The organism is Flavobacterium sp. KACC 22761, from assembly GCF_034058155.1.
In the GTDB taxonomy this organism is placed as follows: Bacteria; Bacteroidota; Bacteroidia; order Flavobacteriales; family Flavobacteriaceae; genus Flavobacterium.
On the sequence record NZ_CP139148.1, the window covers coordinates 2,370,344 to 2,390,664 of the forward strand.

General features: G+C 33.5%; 21 protein-coding genes. 5 read left to right on the plus strand and 16 right to left on the minus strand.

Features of this window, described 5'->3' with window-relative positions; translation table 11 throughout:
• Window positions 1-3: 3 nt before the first annotated feature.
• From SCB73_RS10270 to SCB73_RS10280, 3 genes are all read right to left on the minus strand, one after another.
• Window positions 4-810, minus strand: a complete 807-nt coding sequence (locus SCB73_RS10270) for a mechanosensitive ion channel family protein (protein ID WP_413927826.1) — start codon at window positions 808-810, stop codon at window positions 4-6.
• A gap of 98 nt (window positions 811-908) precedes the next feature.
• Entirely contained in the window at window positions 909-1,292 is a 384-nt protein-coding gene (locus tag SCB73_RS10275; protein ID WP_320569930.1) for a YtxH domain-containing protein, read from the minus strand.
• 158 nt (window positions 1,293-1,450) lie between these two features.
• A complete protein-coding gene (locus SCB73_RS10280) occupies window positions 1,451-2,350 on the minus strand; it encodes a NifU family protein (protein ID WP_320569931.1) in 900 nt (299 codons plus the stop codon).
• A gap of 143 nt (window positions 2,351-2,493) precedes the next feature.
• Between SCB73_RS10280 and SCB73_RS10285 the strand changes: the two genes are divergently transcribed.
• Together SCB73_RS10285 and SCB73_RS10290 are read left to right on the plus strand one after the other, a co-directional pair.
• Entirely contained in the window at window positions 2,494-3,483 is a 990-nt protein-coding gene (locus SCB73_RS10285; RefSeq protein WP_320569932.1) for a PorP/SprF family type IX secretion system membrane protein, read from the plus strand.
• A gap of 6 nt (window positions 3,484-3,489) precedes the next feature.
• Window positions 3,490-4,008: a gamma carbonic anhydrase family protein gene (locus tag SCB73_RS10290; protein WP_320569933.1), complete on the plus strand. Its 519-nt coding sequence runs from the start codon at window positions 3,490-3,492 to the stop codon at window positions 4,006-4,008.
• An 84-nt stretch (window positions 4,009-4,092) separates the two neighbouring features.
• Here SCB73_RS10290 and SCB73_RS10295 read toward each other — a convergent pair whose 3' ends face one another.
• The 5 genes from SCB73_RS10295 to SCB73_RS10315 all read right to left on the minus strand — a co-directional run bounded on the left by SCB73_RS10295 (window position 4,093) and on the right by SCB73_RS10315 (window position 8,190).
• Entirely contained in the window at window positions 4,093-4,809 is a 717-nt protein-coding gene (locus tag SCB73_RS10295) for a LytR/AlgR family response regulator transcription factor (RefSeq protein WP_320569934.1), read from the minus strand.
• Window positions 4,810-4,945: 136 nt separating this feature from the next.
• Complete coding sequence (locus tag SCB73_RS10300; protein WP_320569935.1) at window positions 4,946-6,052, minus strand: sensor histidine kinase; 1,107 nt, start codon at window positions 6,050-6,052, stop codon at window positions 4,946-4,948.
• Complete coding sequence (locus tag SCB73_RS10305) at window positions 6,053-6,385, minus strand: DUF4907 domain-containing protein (protein WP_320569936.1); 333 nt, start codon at window positions 6,383-6,385, stop codon at window positions 6,053-6,055. It abuts the gene before it with no gap.
• Window positions 6,375-7,382: a Kelch repeat-containing protein gene (locus SCB73_RS10310; protein ID WP_320569937.1), complete on the minus strand. Its 1,008-nt coding sequence runs from the start codon at window positions 7,380-7,382 to the stop codon at window positions 6,375-6,377. Before SCB73_RS10310 ends, SCB73_RS10305 begins: the two co-directional genes overlap by 11 nt.
• A 16-nt stretch (window positions 7,383-7,398) precedes the next feature.
• Window positions 7,399-8,190, minus strand: a complete 792-nt coding sequence (locus SCB73_RS10315; RefSeq protein ID WP_320569938.1) for a DUF6268 family outer membrane beta-barrel protein — start codon at window positions 8,188-8,190, stop codon at window positions 7,399-7,401.
• 281 nt (window positions 8,191-8,471) lie between these two features.
• Between SCB73_RS10315 and SCB73_RS10320 the strand changes: the two genes are divergently transcribed.
• Window positions 8,472-9,803, plus strand: a complete 1,332-nt coding sequence (locus SCB73_RS10320; protein ID WP_320569939.1) for a DUF4270 family protein — start codon at window positions 8,472-8,474, stop codon at window positions 9,801-9,803.
• Window positions 9,804-11,039: an aromatic hydrocarbon degradation protein gene (locus tag SCB73_RS10325; protein ID WP_320569940.1), complete on the plus strand. Its 1,236-nt coding sequence runs from the start codon at window positions 9,804-9,806 to the stop codon at window positions 11,037-11,039. It begins immediately after the preceding gene.
• 3 nt (window positions 11,040-11,042) lie between these two features.
• Here the strand turns inward: SCB73_RS10325 and murI are convergent, their stop codons facing one another.
• The 8 genes from murI to SCB73_RS10365 all read right to left on the minus strand — a co-directional run bounded on the left by murI (window position 11,043) and on the right by SCB73_RS10365 (window position 19,488).
• Window positions 11,043-11,819: a glutamate racemase gene (gene murI / locus SCB73_RS10330; protein WP_320569941.1), complete on the minus strand. Its 777-nt coding sequence runs from the start codon at window positions 11,817-11,819 to the stop codon at window positions 11,043-11,045.
• A gap of 155 nt (window positions 11,820-11,974) precedes the next feature.
• Complete coding sequence (locus SCB73_RS10335; protein WP_208749468.1) at window positions 11,975-12,478, minus strand: OmpH/Skp family outer membrane protein; 504 nt, start codon at window positions 12,476-12,478, stop codon at window positions 11,975-11,977.
• Between the two features lie 14 nt (window positions 12,479-12,492).
• Window positions 12,493-13,521 (minus strand): OmpH/Skp family outer membrane protein, encoded by a 1,029-nt coding sequence (locus tag SCB73_RS10340; RefSeq protein ID WP_320569942.1) that lies wholly within the window; start codon window positions 13,519-13,521, stop codon window positions 12,493-12,495.
• A gap of 41 nt (window positions 13,522-13,562) precedes the next feature.
• On the minus strand, window positions 13,563-16,310 hold the full coding sequence (locus tag SCB73_RS10345) for a BamA/OMP85 family outer membrane protein (RefSeq protein ID WP_320569943.1): 2,748 nt from the start codon (window positions 16,308-16,310) through the stop codon (window positions 13,563-13,565).
• Window positions 16,243-16,983: an isoprenyl transferase gene (locus SCB73_RS10350; RefSeq protein WP_132989314.1), complete on the minus strand. Its 741-nt coding sequence runs from the start codon at window positions 16,981-16,983 to the stop codon at window positions 16,243-16,245. The genes SCB73_RS10345 and SCB73_RS10350 overlap by 68 nt, the downstream gene beginning before the upstream one ends.
• A gap of 4 nt (window positions 16,984-16,987) precedes the next feature.
• Window positions 16,988-17,671: a type IX secretion system protein PorG gene (gene porG / locus SCB73_RS10355; protein ID WP_320569944.1), complete on the minus strand. Its 684-nt coding sequence runs from the start codon at window positions 17,669-17,671 to the stop codon at window positions 16,988-16,990.
• A gap of 173 nt (window positions 17,672-17,844) precedes the next feature.
• The gene (locus SCB73_RS10360) at window positions 17,845-18,729 is read right to left on the minus strand and encodes an NAD kinase (protein ID WP_320569945.1); all 885 of its coding nucleotides are present in this window, start codon (window positions 18,727-18,729) and stop codon (window positions 17,845-17,847) included.
• A gap of 99 nt (window positions 18,730-18,828) precedes the next feature.
• Complete coding sequence (locus SCB73_RS10365) at window positions 18,829-19,488, minus strand: CBS domain-containing protein (protein ID WP_320569946.1); 660 nt, start codon at window positions 19,486-19,488, stop codon at window positions 18,829-18,831.
• Window positions 19,489-19,606: 118 nt separating this feature from the next.
• On the opposite strand from SCB73_RS10365, the gene SCB73_RS10370 reads away from it, so the two are divergent.
• The gene (locus SCB73_RS10370) at window positions 19,607-20,320 is read left to right on the plus strand and encodes a pyridoxine 5'-phosphate synthase (protein ID WP_320569947.1); all 714 of its coding nucleotides are present in this window, start codon (window positions 19,607-19,609) and stop codon (window positions 20,318-20,320) included.
• Window position 20,321: the final 1 nt, after the last annotated feature.

The window sequence follows — 20,321 nt, forward strand, 5'->3', positions numbered from 1 at the left end:
ATTTTATTTTTGAATTGTATAAGGCTGAACAGAAATTCCTGCTTGGTCTAAAGCTGTTTTGCAATTCTCTAAAGTTTCAGAAAAAACAGCGGAGTAATTGGCATTTTTTGCCCAAGGGCGAACAGCAAAATCCACAGAACTTGCTGATAGGTTTTTTACGAAAACTTCTGGTGCTGGAGTTTTAAGCACTTTTGGATTATTGTTTAAAGTAGCTAAAAGAATGTCTTTGGCTTTTTTAATATCAGAATCGTACGAAATTGAAAAAGTCAAATCGGCTCTTCGCTCTCCTTGCATCGAATAATTGATGATTGTTCCATTTGATAAAGCACCATTCGGCACAAAAACAGTTTGGTTATTTCCTGTCAACATTTTGGTAACAAAAATTTGAATTTCTAATACCGTTGCAACAACTCCCTGTGCTTCGATTGTATCGCCTACTTTAAAAGGTTTGAACACAATAATAAGCATTCCTCCAGCAAAGTTAGAAAGAGACCCTTGTAGCGATAAACCAATTGCAAGCCCCATTGCACCTAAAATAGCTACAAATGATGAAGTATCAATTCCGATTTTTGAAATAAAAGTTACAAACAATAAAACTCGGAGCGCCCACAATAAAATATCGGCGAGAAATTTAGTCAATGTAGGATCTAGATTTCTTTTTACCATTATTTTTCTAATCAGTCTGTTTATTAATCGAATGGCATATAATCCAACAAATAAAATCAGAAATGCAGAGAATAATTTTGGAGAATAATCTATTAATAAATTGATCAATCGAGTAGTGTAACTTGCTAATTGTTCTGGGCTCATAATTATATTTTAAGAATAAAAAAACCTTCTCAAAGCGAGAAGGCTTACTATTTTGCAAATATAAAAAATATTTATTTTTATAAGAAAAGAATGCGGTTTTATTCCTTGTCAGCTTCTTCAATTTCTGGTTCGGTTGTGTCAACAACAGTTTCGGTAACCAGTTTTTTTGCATCATCTGAGGTTTCAGCAGTAGCTTCTTTTATGCTTTCAATAACATCACTAATCGCGTCAGAAGCTTTTTCAGCATATTCGCTTACCGTTTCTTTTGCTTGATGTGCATATTCTGTGGCAGTTTCAATAATTGGTTCTGAAGCTTCTTTTGCTTTCGCAATTGTTTCCTCAGCAAAAGTCTCTGCTTTTTCAATATAAGGAGCTGCGGCCTCTTTGGCTTGGTCAAAAGTAGTTTCGGCGTTATTTGCCAATTCGTTTACTGATTCTTTGGTCGAGCCAAATAAATTTTTGAAAAAAGATGATAATCCCATAGTTTTTTATTGATTGGTTTAGGATTACAATATTAAACTTTTTTGCAGAATTTCAATGTTTTTCTATTGATAATTTGCTGAAAACAAGATTAATATAAGGTTAAATAAAAAAACGTCCACAATTTGCGGACGTTTTCATGTACTGTTTTATTTTTGGATTAAGCATTCAAAGCTTCAACTGTAATTGCTTCATCATTCAGCATGCTTTTCAGCATATTTTCAATACCGCTTTTTAAAGTAAAAGTTGATGAAGGACAACCACTGCAAGCACCTTGCAGAATTACTTTTACCGTTTTGTTGTCTTCATTATAAGAATCAAAAGCAATATTTCCACCATCTGCAGCAACTGCTGGTTTTACATATTCTTCTAAAATATTAATGATTTGCTGAGAAGTAACATCTAATTTGTCAAATGCTTCATCTTTTTTAGCTTCATTTTTGGCTTTAGTTTCGATCAAGCTTTCATCAAGTACGGTTCCTCCGTTTTCAATATATTGTTTGATGAAAGTTCTTAATTCCAATGTAATTTCATCCCAATTGTTGATTTCATATTTCGTTACCGAAATATAGTTTTCATCAATAAAAATTTCTTTTACATAAGGAAATTTGAACAATTCCTGTGCTAATGGAGAAGAAGCAGTTTGATCGATGTTTTTATATTCAACCGCATTTCTTGTCAACATTCTGCTAACTACAAATTTTAATGCTGCAGGATTTGGAGTTGTTTCTCCGTAAACCGTAATTGGCTGTTTTTTAGGTGCGTTTTCGTCAATGTTTACAATAACGCCACCTTTGTCCACAAATGCAGCAATTTGTTCTGCTACAGCATCTTTTACATCATCCCAATCCACGATGCTGAATCGCTCGATTGCAATGAAATTTCCTGAAATATAAACTGTTTTTACAAACGGAAGATAAAATAATTGCTGTGCAAGAGGTGAAGATTTCGCTTCATCGATGTTTTTGAATTCAAAATTTTGATTTCTTGTGATGAAATCATCAAACTCAAATTTAAGAATGGTAGGATTTTGAGTTTCTTTTATAGTGATTTTTGTCATGGTCGTATATTTTTTGCAAATTTAGTAAAGTTATTTTCTACTAATACTTATATTTGGTTTTTTAATAAAATAATTAAGACTCTTTACAAATAAATCGTATTAAATTACAAGAGTCAAAAATATATTTAAACAATTTTGCCTTTATGAAATTTAGAATCAAGGTTTTGTTCTTTTTTTTGGTTGCTTCATTTTATTCCTATTCACAAGAAGGAATTCCTGTGTACTCGGATTATTTGTCGGATAACCTTTATTTGATTCACCCATCTATGGCTGGTGCGGCAAATTGTGCAAAAGTTAGATTAACAGCAAGAAAACAATGGTTTGGTGAAGAAGATGCGCCTTCGCTACAAACTTTAAGTTTTAATGGTAGAATAGGAGAGCGTTCTGGAGCCGGAATTATTGTTTTTAATGATAAAAACGGATACCATTCTCAAAAAGGAGTAAAACTTACTTACGCACATCATATTATGTTTTCTAGAGATGAGCTTGATTTGAATCAGCTCTCATTTGGTATTAGTGGCGGATTGATTCAGAGTCAGTTAGATGAGACAACATTTGGAGGAACTTTTGATCCAATCGTTTTTGGTTCAATTCAAAAAGATTCTTATTTCAATGTCGATGTTGGAGCTTCTTACAACTATTTGAATTTTTATGCTCATGCGACAGTTCAAGGACTTCTTGAAACTAGAAGAGATTTATATACCGATTACGAAAGTGATAATTTGAGAAAGTATTTGTTGAGCGCAGGATATGTTTTTGGCAAAAATGACAATTTCACTTGGGAACCTTCTGTATTATTTCAGGTTTTTGACAAGACAAAAGAAAAAACAATTGATTTGAATATGAAAGGCTACAAAAACATGGACTTTGGAAGTTTATGGGCCGCATTTTCATACCGAAGAAGTTTTGATGGCGCACAATATAGCACAGGAAGTGGCGTAAAAGCTCAAAAACTGCAATATTTCACTCCGATAATCGGTGTCAATTTTAAAAATTTTATGTTTGCTTATACGTATTCACAAGTTATGGGCGATGTGAAATTTGATACTGGAGCCTACCATCAAATTACCTTAGGAGTTAATTTATTTTGTAAAAAAGAACGTTACGATTGTAATTGTCCTGCTATTAATTAATATATTATGTTGATCAAGTCTGTAAACGGAAAATCGCCTTTGATTCCAGAGGATTGTTATGTTGCTGAAAATGCTACAATTGTAGGTGATGTGTCTTTTGGACATTCTTGCAGTGTTTGGTTCAATGCCGTTGTTCGTGGTGATGTTCACTTTATTAAAATTGGAAATAAAGTAAATATTCAAGACGGAGCAATTATTCATTGTACCTATCAAAAACATCCAACAATTATTGGAAATAATGTTTCAATTGGCCATAATGCCATCGTTCACGGCTGTACAGTGCATGATAATGTTTTAATTGGAATGGGTGCTATTGTAATGGATAATTGCGTAATAGAAAGCAATGCCATTATTGCTGCAGGAGCAGTTATTACTCAAAATACCGTTGTAGAATCAGGAAGCATTTATGCTGGCGTACCGGCAAAAAAAGTGAAAGATATCAATCAATCTGATTTTGCTGGAGAAATTGAACGCATTTCAAACAATTATGTAATGTATTCTGGTTGGTTTAAAAACGAAGAATAAACAATAAATACTAAAAATTTAAAATCCCAAATTCCAATTGTCTATAAGACTTGGAATTTGGGATTTTTTTATTGGAATTTAAAATTACAAATTGATTTTTTCAAAAAAAGCAGTCTTATAGCTTTCACTGATTGGAATTCGCTTATCACTAATCAAAACCTTATTTTTTTGTATCGATTTGACATGTTTTATATTGATGATATAAGATCTATGAATTCGAGAGAATCCTTTGCTGGAAAGCAAGTTTTCCAGTTTTATTAAACTGATCAATGTCAGCGTAAATTTATTATCTGTTGTATAGATTTTTACGTAATCTTTTAGGCCTTCGATAAACAGAATGTCTGCAAAATTCATTTTTACATTTTCGTATTCAGCTCTTACAAACATAAAATCCTGCTCTAATTCTGGCGGTGTTGTATTTTCGGAAATGGCCTGAATTGCAGCTGCTGGATTTATAATTTGCTGTGCTCTCACAACCGATTTTAAAAAACGATGAAATGGAATAGGTTTTACCAAATAATCGACCGCTCCAAGATTGAAACCTTCTACAGCGTAATCAGAATAAGCGGTCGTGAAAATAACCAACGGTTTTTTTTCAATAGTATTCAAAAAATCAATTCCAGAGAAATGTGGCATCTGAATGTCTAGAAAAATTAAATCGACATTGTTTTGATTGATAAAAGAAACGGCATCAATAGCATTATTGAAAGTGCTGACTAATTCAAGATAATCTACTTTCTTGACAAAATCTTCTAATAATTCAACTGCTAAGGGTTCGTCATCAATAATTACACATTTCATTCTGCTGGAAATTAGATTTTAAAAAATTTTGTTTTGGTGCTCAAAAGTACTTTGAAATCAATTAATTAAGTTTTAAAATTTTCATAAAATAAGCCTTTATTTTATAATTATCTCTTAACGTTTCAGCATTAAATTTTTAATTTATAGCAGTCTGAATTTGATCCAAATTTAAATTCAGATGCACCCTATAATAAGCATTATCTTGTGTTATAGTAAGCTGATGCGCATTTGGATAAAGCAAATCAAGTCGGCTTTGAATATTTGCCAAACCAATTCCGGAGTTTTCCGGATCTTTAACATAGTTTTCGATTGTATTTTCTATCCAAAAATCGAGACTATTTTCATGAATGAAAATTTTGATCTTTACATGCGCAGCGCCTTTGTAATCTGTTCCATACTTAAAGGCATTTTCAACAAATGAAATCAAAAGCAGCGGTTCTATGAATTTATTTCGAGTATCGCCGTGCACATTTATGACAATGTCTTCAATATTGTTTAGTCGAAGTTTTTGCAGCTCGATATAATTTTGGATATAATTGATTTCTTTTTCTAAAGCCACCGTTTTGTTATCCGTTTCATACAACATGTAGCGCATGAGTTCAGATAACGTCACGATGGCATCAGGGACCAAATCAGATTTCTTGTGTGCTAATGAATAAATACTGTTTAGGGAATTGAATAAAAAATGCGGATTTGTTTGTTTTCGCAAATAAATCAATTCAGTACTTGTTCTATGAGTTTCGGCAATTAATTTATTTTGCTGATTATTGTAAAACTCAGTCAATGTTCTAATAATTGCACTTATTGTAATAATTAAAATATAGAAAAAGGAAGGTGCTACTTTAAAAAAGAAAGGCTGTCTTATTTCGGTTCTAAAATGTGCGCCCTTTGGGAAAAATTTAGGATCAGGCATCATTCTTGGTGGACGCATATTATCTGGTCTTAAATGTCTGAATTCAGGAATAAAATAATGAGTTCGAATAACCATGAACAATACGATAAGAGCCAAAACAAAACTAAAGTATAACCAATATTTTTTTTCTAAAAGCAAAACCGGAACCAAGTAAAAATAGTTCAGGTAAAACAATACAATTCCGGTAATCCACTGCGCATAAAAATCATTATTGATTTTGAAAGGGCTTTCATAAAATTGAATTAAAGAAGTCAATATAAAGAAAACCCATATAATGCAATGAAATAGAATTTTGTTTGAATTCGTATTTTTAATGGCGTCTAGCTTCATTTAGAATTTTATTTTTAATAAAATTAAATCATTTTTCGTTATAGTTGGCGACATATTTTGGTCGAGTTTGCTTACCACTAAATGTGCAGTTTTTAAAGCATCTTCTTCAGATGAAAAACTTTTTACAGTACTGATTACAGGAATAATAGACTGTTTGATCAGGATTTTGTTTTTGGCTGAAATTGTATATCCCCAGCCAGTTTTGGTTTGAAAAGAATCAATTTTAAATGTCACTGCTTTTGTGCATGCAATAAATTGCAAAACAAGTAAAATAAACAATAAATTCTTCTGGATTTTGCTCCAGAAGAATTGATTTTTGGTATTAATTGTCATCGTCGCTTTGTTCATCAAGAGGTTTAAATTCCCAGGCATCGTCAAAGTAAGTTGATCCAACTCTTCCAAGCATATAAAAACCTCGGTTGTTGATTGCAAAACCTACTGCATCTGTTCTGGTTGCGCCTTCCATAGAAGTTCTTTCAACCCAAAGATCTGTTGATGGATTGTACTCCCAAACTGTTTTTACACCATCACCGCCAACAACATATCCCAAACCATTCATTGAAAAACTTGATGCGTTTGAACGCGTTACGGCATAATCGTCATTATAAGTGTAATCATCATTAAGGTCTTTATCGATATCACGTTTTCTTGTCCAAACATCTGATGCAGGATCAAATTCCCAAAAATCTTCTTGATAAACACCATTATTGATTCCAGTTCCTAAATAAGCTTTGTCGCCAATTACAAAAACTGTAGCGTTACGTCTTTTATTGCCGCTAAAACCGTTTACTAATGTCCAAGCGTTTGTCTGGTCGTTGTATTGGTAGAAATCTTTCAGATAGTTTCCGTCATAACCAGTTCCAAAGTATGCTTTTCCGCCAACTTGAAATCCAAGTGCGCCATAACGCCCTGTTCCGGCAAAATCTGTTTTTTGAGACCAGCTGTTGCTTGTAGGGTCATATTGGAAAAAATCCTTTAGTTTATTTGTTCCGTCATAACCAAGGCCTACATATCCTTTTTCGTTCAAAGCAAAACTTGATGCAGAGCTTCTTCCAACTCCAATAAAATCAGCTTTTTGTTCCCAATAATCGCCATTTGAATTGTAGGCCCATAAATCTTTTAAATATACATCGCCGGTATAACCAGTTGCTACATATGCATAATCGCCAATAACGAAACTTGTGGCACTAGATCTCGCCGGGCCATCAAAAGCCGACTTTTTAATCCAGTTTCCTATCAAATCATCATCTTCATCATCATTACTGCAGCCTACAAAAACAAGAGCTGAAAATAGAGTCGCGAATAATATTCCTTTTTTCAAATTATTCATAATGTATTAAATTTATTTATTGTTTGTATTTGATCCCAATTCCTAAAATGTATCCGTTGCTTGTATTAAAATTGTACATAGTGTGGTTTTCAGAATCGGTGAGTTTGTAATTTTTGTTGAAATCATACCCAGCCTTAAAATTCATAAACCAATTTCCGTCTACATTTCGCTCATATTCAAATGCCGAAGTCATTTGTGACAAACTCATTTTTGAGGCATTGAAATACGAGTCTGACTTTTGGTCTAAATTGTAAAAGCTACCATTGAAGCTGTTTGTTAAACTGAATTTGTTTCGGATATTATTTGAATATGAAATTTTTGTGTCTGGAAATCCTACTGAAATAGTGCTTTTTTCACTCAAATTGTAGTTTATTGCTGTAACAGGAATGAATTTTGGATTTCCGAAAATGCTAGATCGTGCCACTCCAATAGAAATAGTTGTATTAGAATTCAATTGCTGATTGATTTCAAAACTTCCTAAAATCGTAAAATCAGATGCGTCTAAATGCTGCTGAAAGCTAAACATTGGCGTAAGCGAAAATTTCAACTTTGTTTTGTCCCAAGCTTGAAATGAATACTCTGTTTTGTTGTGAAACTGATTAAACCGATCTAAATTTTCAAGTTCCGAAAAAGGATCTAAATCATAATTTATATTCAACTTAGAATATTCAGTTGTGTTGATGATCTGGTTTTTTGGGTTTATTTTTTTGTTAAATACTACCGAAATACCGCTCTCATTAAAATCAATTTTATCAGTAGGTTCTGTTTTTAAATTCACATTTGCCGAAAAAGTTTCTTGAGCCTTCATACTAAAAAATGAAATTGTAAAAACCGAACATATTAAAAGCCTTATTCTCATTACATAATTATTGGTTCAAAAGTAGGTGGCTGATGCTTTAAAAAAAAAGAATATATATGTATGGCGTTTTTTGATAGACTAAATTGCCTTTTTAAAGGCTGAAATCGAGATTTGTTTGTCTCGGGCTATTATAGATGATTTTTTGCTGTTTGTAGTGCAAAAAAGCAAGGCTGTATATGTTATAGTGTCGTGCAGAATGAGGCATTTTATATTTGCTCAAAAATTTTATTATGCACAAGTTTATATTGATGTTCTTTTTTGCGATCACGATCATTTCGTGCGGTACAGATACAGATGCTGGGGAATTTGTTGTTGGGTCTGATTATTTGGCTGTGAACAATAAAGTAATTATGATTGACACAGTTACGGTTGATATGGCAACAATAAATTTTGATTCCTTAATTACGTCAAATCAAAGCAGAATTTTAGTGGGGAACTATGATGATCCTATTTTGGGAAAAGTAAAATCAAATAGTTACTTCCAATTGGCGGGCGATTCATACACCTTAAATTCTGGCGGTGGTTCTGATACTGAAGCTGTGAATTATGTGTTTGATTCGATAGCCATGATTTTAAAATATGACAATTATTATTATGGCGATACGACAAGTGTGCAGACGCTTAATATTCACAGATTGACACAAAGAGTAAAGCCAAATACTGAAGATGAAAATTTTTACAACAACTCTTCATTGACTTATAGTGATGAAAATATTGGAACTATATCTTATAAGCCAAGGCCAATAGAGAAAGATTCTATCACAATAAAAATGAGTGATGCTTTTGGTTCTGCACTTTTTCAGAAATTAAAAAAGAGAGAAATTACAGATTTTGATAGTTTTTCAGAATACCTCAAGGGACTTGTGATTGTTCCTGCTACAACAAATTCTTCTAGCATGATTGGCTTTCATGTTTCGACCAGCAAAGTGCGGTTGTACTACTCCAAATATCAAGCAGATACTGAAGAGGTATCTTATATTTTGGATTTTACAATTGCTGATGCAACAAGACAGTTTAACTCTGTTTCATCAGATAAAACAGGAACTCTGATTCAGAATTTGCCTGTCTCGAGCAGTAAATTATCAAGTTCGCTCACAGATCGGCAAGGGTTTATTCAGTCGGGAACAGGAGTCGCATGCAGGATCGATTTCCCAAACATTAAGCAGCTCAAATATATTTCAGATAATGGAGCAATTGTAAATGCCGAACTGATCTTAAAACCCGTCAATAACACCTATTCGGCAAAATATCCTTTAGCAGATTCCTTGTCTGTTTTTGTAGCAGATAAATTAAACCGAATAAGTACTTCTTTGGTAAACTCTGCTGGAACTACGGTTTATGGAATTTTAAATAAAAAAAGTGATGAGTTTAATGAAGACGTTGGTTATTCCATTCCGGTTGGAAACTTTTTGCAAAAAGAAATGCTTAAATCATCAGATTCAAAATCTTCTCTGATTTTGACATTGCCAGGAATTTACAAGACCGTAAATCGAATTGTTTTAGGTGATCAAAAACATCCGAACAATAAAATTCAATTGAAAATTTATTATATCTCCTATTAAATGAAAAGTAAAATCATTTATTTAAGCTGCTTCATTTTATTGTCGCTGACTTCATTTTCTCAAAGTATTTCAAGTTCACCTTATTCACTTTACGGAGTGGGCAGCGTATATGATTCTGATTTCGGAATTCTTCCTTCGATTGGTTCTTCGGGTATGGCTTTGCCTTCGGATACATTTATCAATAATTTAAATCCGGCGTCGCTGGGGTTTACTTCTTTAAATCATTTTATGTTTGATATTGGAGGAAAAGCTATAAAAACAATTTATCAAAGCAGTTCGCGTACTGAAGAGCGAAATAATTTTCAGTTTTCGCACATGGCTTTTGCTTTTCCAGTCACTAAAAACTCAGGATTTAGTATGGCATTGCGTCCATATTCGAGTGCGGCTTTTAAAATTTCAAATCTAAAATTGCCAATAGAAGGAAGCCAGGAATATTATTATTTAACCGCAGTTGGGTCTGGCGGATTGAATAATTTTGATTTTTCTTATGGTTATCGATTTGAGAAGAAACTTTCTGTTGGTTTTACGGGTTCAGTATTATTTGGAAGCACAACAGATGAAAGGCATTACCTGATTACAAACACACTCACCACCATTAGCAAAAAAACGAGTTATAAAGGTGTTCGAGCAACATTTGGAGCACAATACAAAATCGATTCAACTTTTACAATTGCTCCAGTGGTCAAGCTTCCTTCTCAAGTCAATGCCTCAAAAGTACAAAGCGTTGCAACTATTGCAGATGATGTGACAACAACAATTCAGTCAGAGGTTGCGTCAGATATAGACGATTACTATATGCCTTTAGAAATAGGAGTGGGGATTAGCAAACGTTTTAAAAATAATCTAAACATGACTTTAGATTATGAAAAGAGTTTTTGGGATGATACCAAACAATCTGAGTTGTACGGAAATTTTGTAAATCAGGACCGATTTGCGCTTGGCTTTACTTATCGTGCAAAAAAAGATTATCGAAAATATTGGGACCGCGTTCAATATGCAATGGGAGCCAACTTTGATAACGGATATCTTGAAGTAGATGGCAAACGAATAAATAATGCCGCAGTTTCTATTGGACTTTCATTGCCAATTGAAAACACATTGACAACTTTGAATATATCCTATTCTTATGGACAAAAAGGAAGAATATCGGATAATTTAATTAAAGAAAATTATCATAAATTATCTCTGAATTTATCCTTAGACGGAATATGGTTCGTCAAGCGAAAGTTTGAATAGTCTTTAGAAATCTTTTTTGATCACCTGATATTTGTGGTCTAAAATTGATTCTAATACTGCAGGATTTGAATTAACATAAAACTCAGGCTCGGCTTCTTTAAGATCTGAGAAACCAACTTTATCACGCAAAATATTTTGGGTCTGACGGGCCACCGCTTCACCAGAATCTATAATCTGGATGTGGTCCGGCAGAATTTTTTTTATTTGAGGAATCAAGTAAGGATAATGACTACAACCTAAAACGAGATAATCAATATTTGCATCAATCATGGGTTTTAAGTACGATTCTAAAAGCTCCGTCATTTCTGGCGAGTTTAAATTCCCGTCTTCAATAAGCTGTACTAAACCATAACCCACTTGCTCAATGATTGTGGTATTCTGAAACATTTCGGCAGTTTTATTAAATAATTCGCTGTTCAAAGTTCCTTTAGTAGCTAAAATACCAATTACTTGAGTTTTTGAATTATTTGCGGCAGGTTTGATCGCTGGTTCAATACCAACAAAAGGAATATCGTAATCAGCTCTTAGTTCACGAATCGCATTAGTTGTTGCAGTATTGCAGGCTACAACAATCAATTTGCAACCTCTTTCAATTAAAAATTCGACATTTTTTTTGCTGAGCGCAACAATTTCTTCTTTGGTTTTTTGACCATAAGGAGCATTTTTGCTGTCGGCTAAATAAATAGTTTTTTCGTTCGGAAGGAGATTATGAATTTCATTCCAGATTGAAGTTCCTCCAATTCCAGAATCAAAAACGCCTATAGGATTATTGTTTGTCATAAATACAAATTTAGTATTTTTTGAAATAAATTGATATTTGAATTTAGCTGAAATCTGCGAATTATTTTCTTTTTTTATTTTAATTTATTGTAAAAAAAAACTGCTCGATACTTTTAAAAGTTTGAGCAGTTTTTTAATAATGAAGAATTCGTTTATTAGAATCCTAAATCTTTTTTAACATCAGCAGTGATGTTTGGACCATCAGCTAAGATAAGGCTAGAACCGTCTAAAACGTATTGGTAACCTTTAGCTTTTCCAACTTTTTGGATAGAAGCTTTCACTTTCTCCATAATTGGTTTCATGATGTCATTGTCTTTTTGTTGTAGTTCTTTTTGTGCATTGTCTCTGTAATCAACAATTCTTTTTTGCATGTCTTGAACTTCTTTAGCACGCTCTGTGTTTACAGCTTCAGTAGCTGTTGTAGATTCTTGCTCGTACTTTTTGATTTTAGTTTGGTATTCGTCAACCATTTTTTTGTATTCAGCGTCGTATGTACCACTTAATTTTTGCAATTGATTTTGTGCATCTAGCATAGCAGGCATTTTCGACATAATCTCGCTAACATCAACATGGGCAACCTTAGCCTGTGCATTCATTGTGTTACTTGCTCCTAAAATTAGAACGGCAGCAATTAGTAAAGTTTTGATTTGTTTCATCATTTTTAAAATATTAATTAATTATTGGTCGTATTAGGTTTTTGTGCTTCGGCTTCTTTTGCTTTTTTAGCGGCCTCTCTCTCTTCTAATATTTTTTTTCTTCTTTCTTCTAATTCTTTTTTACGTTGTTCGTATAATTTTTGTCTTTCTGCTGCTTTATCTACTGCTGGCTCAGTTGTCGCTGGTGCTGCTGTTGCTGGAGCTGTTTCAGTTGCTGTTCCTGCAACAGGTTTGGCCGTGGCATCTGTTTTGGCGGCTTCAGTTGTTTTTGCAGGTTCAGAAACCGTGCCATTTTTTTTAGCTTCTCTTTCGGCTTGTATGGCTTTTCTTCTATCGTCGTATTCTTTTTTCTTAGCCTCTTGCTCTAATCTTCTGTCTTCGATTAGTTTTTCTCTTGCAGCTCTTTTTTCATCAAGTGCTTTTTGTCGATCGGCCATTGCTGGATTTTCATCAATAGCATTTTCTTTGGCTTCCTTAACTTCCTGATCTTTCAATTGTTTTTTAGTCAATTGCTCTCTTTTGTCAGTTCTGTTTAAAACACGAATAACTTGATCGCTGATGTCAAATTTTTTGTTGCTGAAAAGCATCGTCAAATCTGAAGACTTATCAAAAATAAAATCATAATTTTTAGCTTCTGCGATATCTTGTACTGCCGTAAAAACTTGATCCTGGATTGGTTTAGCCAATGCGGCCTTTTGGTGAATCAGATTTCCATCAGAACCAAATTGCTTTTGCTGATAATCCATCATTTCTGTTTCCAGAAATTTTATTTCAGTTTCTCTTTCATCAATAAGCTCTTTTGTCAAAAGTGCTTTTTCTGCTTTTAAGCTTTCTTTCAGTTTGTTTATTTCTATTTTTTTGGATTCAATTTCTTGTTTCCATTTTTGAGCTTTGAGCTCTAATTGAGCTGTTGCCTCTTTATAGTCAGAAACGTTTTCAAGAATGTACTCCATGTCTATATAGCCAATTCTTGTCGTTCTTGTCTGTGCCTGACTTGTATTTGCTACAATCAAGGCTAAAAATAAAAATAAAAACTGTTTTCTCATAACATAACTTTATTGATGATTTTTAACCAAACGCTAATTGTCTAAAATTGTTGTCCAATAATGAAATGAGTTTCCCATCCATTTGGTTTATTGGTAACAGAATTAGGAAGCGCGTCGAAACCGTAACCAAAATCAATTCCTAATAATCCGAATGCTGGCATGAATACACGTAATCCTACACCTGCAGAACGGCTCAAATCAAATGGGTTGTAATCCTTAAATTGAGGATAAGACGCTCCTGCTTCTAAGAATGTCAACGCATAAATTGACGCTGACGATTTTAGTGTAATAGGATAACGTAACTCCATAGAGAATTTGTTATAGATTGTTGCTCCAATCTGTTGACCCGCAGCATTTGTAGGGGTCAATGATCCGTTTGGATAACCTCTTAAACCAATAGTCTCTCTACCATCCATTGAGTATTGCGCCATTCCGTCTCCTCCTAAATAGAAACGCTCAAACGGTACAACTCCTCTTGCTTGATCATAAGCTCCTAAGAAACCAAATTCTGTTAATGTTCTAAGCACTAATTTTCCGTAAACTTTAGTATACCAGTCTGCTTTGAATTTAATTTTATAATATTCTAACCAGTTGTATTTCTTTTGATCGACTTTAGCTTGGTCAGTATCTGCACTTGCATAATCAGATCCTACACTAACAGTTTTTCCTGCAGTATCAGTTTTGTAATAATCACCATTATTAAGTGGTTGACCATAATCATCTGATGTGTTTGTACCTGTATATTGTTTTTTGTATTCTTTTTGATTTCCTAAATCAGCATAATTAATTCCGTTAAGTAAAGAATACGGAGGCGTCACTTTTGCTGAAATACTAAATTCCGAACCATACATTGGGAAAATAGGGTTTGTACCTTTATTATTTCTAGTAAGACCTATAGTATAAGCAAGGTTTCGCGATGCTCCGTTACCAAAGGTAAACAATCCAGTGTAATAGTTATTCAAATCATAGTGCTGATAACTTACAGATTGTGACAATACAAAGAAATCATCAGGCACAGTTAAACGTTTTGCTAAACCAACTTGTACAGTAAAAATATTAAAACTTTTGCTTTTATCAACAGTTCTTGTTGCATAATTGTTGTTGAACTGTTTACTGTATGAAATCGCAGAACTAAATTGTACTGGTTTCTTGCCTCCAAACCATGGTTCAGAGAATGATAAACTATACGTTTGGAAGTATGTACTTCCTTGTAAACGAAGAGCTACTTTTTGACCATCTCCCATAGGAAGTGGTTTGTATGATTCTTTGTTGAATATGTTTCTCGCTGAGAAGTTGTTGAACGAAAGCCCTAAAGTTCCGATGAAACCACCTCCGCCATAACCTCCTTGAAGCTCGACCTGGCTAGATCCTTTTTCAACAAGTTGGTATTCAATATCTACAGTTCCTGCTCCAGCGTCCACGTTTCTAAATTCTGGTTTGATAGACTCTGGATCAAAGAAACCTAGCTGACCAATCTCACGAATAGTTCTAACTAATTCTTCTTTACTGTATTTGTTTCCAGGCTTAGTTCTTAACTCACGATAAATAACGTGGTCATTTGTTTTGTCATTCCCTGTAACATATATTTTGTTGAAATAGGCAATAGGACCTTCTGTTACTCTAATTTCAAAATCAATTGTATCATTTGCTGTTCTAGTTTCTACTGCATTGATATTAGAGAACAAGTAACCATTGTTTTGGTACAAGTTTGTAATGTCTTCTGCATCAGGTTTTGATTTGTCTGCGATACGTTTTTCTAGTAAAACTCCATTATAAGTTTCTCCTTTTTTGATTCCCAAATAACGGTGTAAAAGTTGATCAGAGTATACTGTGTTTCCTAAAAATTTAATGTTACCAAAGTAGTATTTGTTTCCTTCTTCAACATTGATTTTTATGGCAAGCATATTTTTGTCCTTATTATAAGTAACAGAGTCGTAGATAATACGAGCATCGCGGTAACCTTTCTCTTTGTAAGCTGCAATTACTTTTTCTAAGTCGGTTTTGTATTTTTCAGGAATAAATTTTGACGCTTTTAAAACACGGAGAACATTTTTTTGTTTCGTGTCTTTCATTGCAGCTCTTAATTGCGTATCTGTAAGTTGTTTGTTTCCAGTAAAATCAATACTGCTAATTTTTACCTTATCGCCCTTGTCAATTCGAACCAACATATTTACTTGGTTTCCAGCAGTGGTGTCAGGTGTATTTGTAATAGTAACTTTTGTATTATAGTAGCCTTCTTTTTTGTATTTATTTTCGATGTAATTTTTGGTCGTGGTAATCAAGTTTTCATTGACAATTTTGCTTTTTGTCAAATTATTATCTTTAATAAGTCCTTCGATTTTACTCTTCTTGACCCCAACGATTTTAACTTCGTTCAATTTAGGAAGCTCAACAATATTTAAGTCTAAATAAATACTGTCATTTTCAACTTTATTGATATAAAAAGCGATTTCATCAAAAAGGCCAAGTTTGCCTAATTTTTTGATCGCACTACTGATTTCTTCACCAGGTACAGTGATTTCCTGTCCTTTTTGAAGGCCAGAAAAAGTAACAACTGTTTGTTCATTGAAGCTTATTTTACCAACTACAGAAACTTTTGCAAGAATATATTTTTTTCCTTGATCAAAAGGAACTCGCTCTTGTGCTTTTATTTGTGAAAAACTCCCCAAAAATAATAGGGTACAGATTATTTGTGGTATTCTTTTTTGTAACACTAAAAAATTATTTAATTTGTTCACTTGTTTTTCCAAATCTACGTTCTCTTTTTTGATAACTAATGATAGCCTCATATAAATCTTGATCTTTAAAGTCTGGCCATAAGACATTCGTAAAATACAATTCTGCATAGGCAATCTGCCATAGCAAAAAGTTACTTATTCTATGTTCTCCACTTGTTCGTATTAATAAATCTACGTCAGGTAAATTTTGCGTGTAAAGATGCTCATTTATAATTGAATCGTCAATAGTGTCTAATGAAATTATATTATTTTTAACTTTATCGCTGATGATTCTCACGGCATTTACCAATTCTTCTCTCGATCCATAACTTAAAGCCAGTGTTAGCGTAAGACGAGTATTGTTTTTCGTCTTGTCCATAACGTCTAAAAGTTCTTTTTGGGCTGATTTTGGCAATTTCTCAAGATTTCCAATAGCGTTAAGTCTGATATTGTTTTCTTGTAAAGTAACTAGCTCTTTTTTTAATGAATTGATCAATATTTTCATCAATGCCTCAACTTCCAATTTTGGACGATTCCAGTTTTCAGTAGAAAAAGCATATAATGTCAAATACTCAATGCCAAGTTTGGCGCAGGTTGTGATTGTTTTTTTTACTGATTTTGTGCCATTTTCATGACCAAAAGCGCGTAAAAAACCTTGTTGTTTAGCCCAACGTCCGTTTCCGTCCATGATAATGGCAAGGTGTTTAGGCAAATTTTTGTGATCTATAGAGTCTAGTAAATTCATTTTGTTATTGTGCGCAATAGCACGGTTTTTGTCCAAAGGTATAAGTTAATGTAATGCCAGAGAACACATACCAGTCATTATTATTTAAATTTCCAAAACGCAAACTCGAAAGATTGTTGTTGTTTGGATTGCTTCCATCAATATTATCTGTAAAAGTATAGCGGGCGCCAACTTCGGCTCCTATAATAAAGTGGGGCGTTACATTTGATTTGATTCCCAAAGTCATCGGAATGGCAATTGAGCTTGAAGTTTTGTCTTTGTAGGTGCGGCCTCCGTCAATGTATAAATCATCATAAAAAAAGTAACTTAAACCTGTATATATATAAGGTGTAACTTTTGTATGATAATCGTGCAAATTAAAATCAAAAAAATTAAATTCTAAACCTGCTGAAAGCTCTTTGATGTTGTTTCTAAAGCTGTATCCTCGGTTGTATCTTCCTGATTCTTCTGAGTCAACATCATTTCCGGAAACTGTGGATTGCGTATATGAAAAGCGGTACGCATGTCGCGGACTTTTATTCCATTTGTATAGTACTCCAAAAGCCAGTTTGTTTGGATTGATATAAGTCGTACTGCCGACGTCACCAACAAAGTTGCTTCCACCAACAAAAACACCTAACTCATTTATCTGAGCATGAAGTGCAATAAAGGGGAAAAAACATAACAATAAATTAAAAATTTTCTTCATTTAATTCAAAATTGCGTGCAAATATAATAATTATCGATACGAATCAACGTCGCTTTAGTTAAATGTGCTTTTTTTTCAATTTACAATATGATTTTGAGACATTTAATGCGGATTCGATACATGCAGAACGAGAAAAAGTGGTATTATCGTATAGCTGAGTGTCAGAAAAAGACTTAATTTCTCTTGTCTTCGCCCCAGAGTAATTTATTTCTTAATGTTTTCAGGAAAGTTTCGCCAGGAATCTCTACCATTTTGATTTTATAATCTGTTTTTTTGATTTTTAAAATAGATTCGTTTTTTACAGATGAAATCCTTGAATCTAAAGAAACTAAGTATTGATCTTCTCTTCCTGAAACGCGCAAAGTTATTTCGGTGTCATCAGGAATGACAAGTGGCCTTGCTGTTAAGTTGTGTGGCGCAATTGGTGTTATGACTAAGCTTTTCACATCTGGCGTTAAAATAGGCCCTCCGCAACTTAATGAATATCCGGTAGAGCCTGTTGGTGTCGAAATGATTAGGCCATCTGCCCAATAAGAATTTAAGTATTCGTTGTTTAAATACGTTTCTACGGTAATCATCGAAGTGGTGTCTTTACGGCTCACAGTAACTTCGTTCATTGCAAAATTCAATTCTGCGAAAGCTTCATTATTTGGTTCAGAAGTCAGTCCAAGAAGTGTTCTTTCAGAAGTGGTGTAATTTTGATCGATCACATATTGGAGTAAGATGTCGATGTTTTCTTTTTGAACTTTAGCAAGAAAACCCAATCGGCCTGCATTGATTCCTAAAAGCGGTACGCCAGAATTTCGGACCAAAGCCGCAGATCTTAAAACTGTTCCATCTCCGCCAATACTAATCAGCATTTCAAAACTATTATCTAGAATTGTGCTTGATGAAAAAGTTTTGTATTCCTTTTTTACAAGCTGTTTTTCATAAAGCATTTCCAGAAAATTCTCTTCAATAACAATTTCGACATTATTGGTGGTAAAAAACAAAAAAATGTCTTTTATAATAGGCTCGGTGCTGTTTTGATAATATTGTCCGTAAATGGCTATTTTCATTCTTTTTAAATTAGATAATTTGTCAATGTGTCAATTAGATAATCGTTTAAATGTGAAAATTATCTAATTGGCTAATTTTCTCATTGGCACATTCATAATTTATATGTTGAGATATTTGTCTAAATAATCTGAGCGTTCTTTTAAGCTGTTGATATAAGCGTCTTCTTGATGCTCAGAAATAATTTCGTAATTATATCGTCTGAAAGTTTGGATAATCTCATTCAATGGGCCGGTTCCAATTTTTACCGTAATCTGAACATTTTCAAGATCGGCTTCAGAAATAAAACAGCCAAGGACTTTGCCGTTGTTGCTCTCAACAATTTGAGCAATTTGCCCCATAGAATAATCTAATAGCCCTTTTTGAACTATTATGATTCCTCCTTGTTCTTTTAAAAATGGCGTTTCCTGAAAGAATTTCATGATATCTTCCATTTCGTAATAGCCAATATAACTATTGTTTTCGTCTAATACAGGAACCGTATTGGTGTGATTTTTGGCAAAAACCTCTAAAACGTCCAGCCAAATCATTGATTTTCGGGCAAAAAAGCGTTCTAAAGTATATTTGTAGTCAATTGCTTTTTTGTCGGTGTCAAAAGTTTCAATGTCATCAGCCACAATACTGCCAATGAAAATCCCATCTTCTAAAATTGGGAAATGAGAAAAATTCACATCGATAAAAAAATCCTGAATCGAGGCTATCGTTTCCTGACTATCAATCGCTCTGAAATCATTGGTGATATAGTTTGTAATTTCTGTCATAAATCAATTAAAGATATTTCCTTTGCAAAATAATCAAAAAATACCAAAAACTACGACGTTTTACTTTGTATTTTTGTCTTTACAAATATAGTGTTACTAGAATTAATTATCTATTTATATGACAAAGTTAAGTGTTAATATCAATAAAATTGCAACTTTAAGAAATGCTCGTGGCGGGAATGTTCCTGATTTGTTAAAAGTAGCTGTGGATATTCAGAAATTTGGAGCTCAAGGAATTACTATTCACCCACGTCCAGACGAGCGTCACATACGTTACCAAGACGCACGTGATTTGAAAGCAATTGTTACGACAGAATATAATATTGAAGGAAATCCGCAACATAATTTTATTGATTTGGTTTTAGAATGCAAGCCTGATCAAGTGACGCTGGTTCCTGATGCAATTGGCGCAATTACATCTTCGGCAGGTTGGGACACGATCAAAAATCAAGAATATTTGACCGAGGTTATTCAAGAATTTCAAAGAAACGGAATCAGAACATCAATTTTTGTTGATCCAGTTTTGGAAATTATTGAAGGTGCCAAAAAAACAGGAACCGACCGAATTGAATTATACACTGAAGGTTTTGCGCATCAATACAGTTTAGGAAATGAAAAAGGAATCGAGCCATATACGAAAGCGGCTGTATTAGCAAATGAATTAGGTTTAGGAATCAATGCCGGTCATGATTTAAGTTTAGATAATATCAAATTTTTCAAAGAGAATATTCCGGGCTTATTGGAGGTTTCTATTGGTCACGCGTTAATTTCGGAGGCGCTTTATCTTGGATTGGATAATACGGTAAATATGTATCTGAATAAATTGAAATAAA

Excerpts from the sequence above, each read along its gene's own strand:
- SCB73_RS10350 (WP_132989314.1), bottom strand. The coding sequence starts at position 16,983 with ATGAATTTACTAGACTCTATAGATCACAAAAATTTGCCTAAACACCTT.
- SCB73_RS10345 (WP_320569943.1), bottom strand. The coding sequence starts at position 16,310 with ATGAGGCTATCATTAGTTATCAAAAAAGAGAACGTAGATTTGGAAAAA.
- SCB73_RS10370 (WP_320569947.1), top strand. The coding sequence starts at position 19,607 with ATGACAAAGTTAAGTGTTAATATCAATAAAATTGCAACTTTAAGAAAT.
- SCB73_RS10365 (WP_320569946.1), bottom strand. The coding sequence starts at position 19,488 with ATGACAGAAATTACAAACTATATCACCAATGATTTCAGAGCGATTGAT.
- SCB73_RS10320 (WP_320569939.1), top strand. The coding sequence starts at position 8,472 with ATGCACAAGTTTATATTGATGTTCTTTTTTGCGATCACGATCATTTCG.
- SCB73_RS10285 (WP_320569932.1), top strand. The coding sequence starts at position 2,494 with ATGAAATTTAGAATCAAGGTTTTGTTCTTTTTTTTGGTTGCTTCATTT.
- SCB73_RS10295 (WP_320569934.1), bottom strand. The coding sequence starts at position 4,809 with ATGAAATGTGTAATTATTGATGACGAACCCTTAGCAGTTGAATTATTA.
- SCB73_RS10315 (WP_320569938.1), bottom strand. The coding sequence starts at position 8,190 with ATGAAGGCTCAAGAAACTTTTTCGGCAAATGTGAATTTAAAAACAGAA.
- SCB73_RS10300 (WP_320569935.1), bottom strand. The coding sequence starts at position 6,052 with ATGAAGCTAGACGCCATTAAAAATACGAATTCAAACAAAATTCTATTT.
- SCB73_RS10335 (WP_208749468.1), bottom strand. The coding sequence starts at position 12,478 with ATGATGAAACAAATCAAAACTTTACTAATTGCTGCCGTTCTAATTTTA.
- SCB73_RS10290 (WP_320569933.1), top strand. The coding sequence starts at position 3,490 with ATGTTGATCAAGTCTGTAAACGGAAAATCGCCTTTGATTCCAGAGGAT.
- SCB73_RS10325 (WP_320569940.1), top strand. The coding sequence starts at position 9,804 with ATGAAAAGTAAAATCATTTATTTAAGCTGCTTCATTTTATTGTCGCTG.
- murI (WP_320569941.1), bottom strand. The coding sequence starts at position 11,819 with ATGACAAACAATAATCCTATAGGCGTTTTTGATTCTGGAATTGGAGGA.
- SCB73_RS10340 (WP_320569942.1), bottom strand. The coding sequence starts at position 13,521 with ATGAGAAAACAGTTTTTATTTTTATTTTTAGCCTTGATTGTAGCAAAT.
- SCB73_RS10310 (WP_320569937.1), bottom strand. The coding sequence starts at position 7,382 with ATGAATAATTTGAAAAAAGGAATATTATTCGCGACTCTATTTTCAGCT.
- SCB73_RS10360 (WP_320569945.1), bottom strand. The coding sequence starts at position 18,729 with ATGAAAATAGCCATTTACGGACAATATTATCAAAACAGCACCGAGCCT.
- porG (WP_320569944.1), bottom strand. The coding sequence starts at position 17,671 with ATGAAGAAAATTTTTAATTTATTGTTATGTTTTTTCCCCTTTATTGCA.
- SCB73_RS10280 (WP_320569931.1), bottom strand. The coding sequence starts at position 2,350 with ATGACAAAAATCACTATAAAAGAAACTCAAAATCCTACCATTCTTAAA.
- SCB73_RS10270 (WP_413927826.1), bottom strand. The coding sequence starts at position 810 with ATGAGCCCAGAACAATTAGCAAGTTACACTACTCGATTGATCAATTTA.
- SCB73_RS10275 (WP_320569930.1), bottom strand. The coding sequence starts at position 1,292 with ATGGGATTATCATCTTTTTTCAAAAATTTATTTGGCTCGACCAAAGAA.
- SCB73_RS10305 (WP_320569936.1), bottom strand. The coding sequence starts at position 6,385 with ATGACAATTAATACCAAAAATCAATTCTTCTGGAGCAAAATCCAGAAG.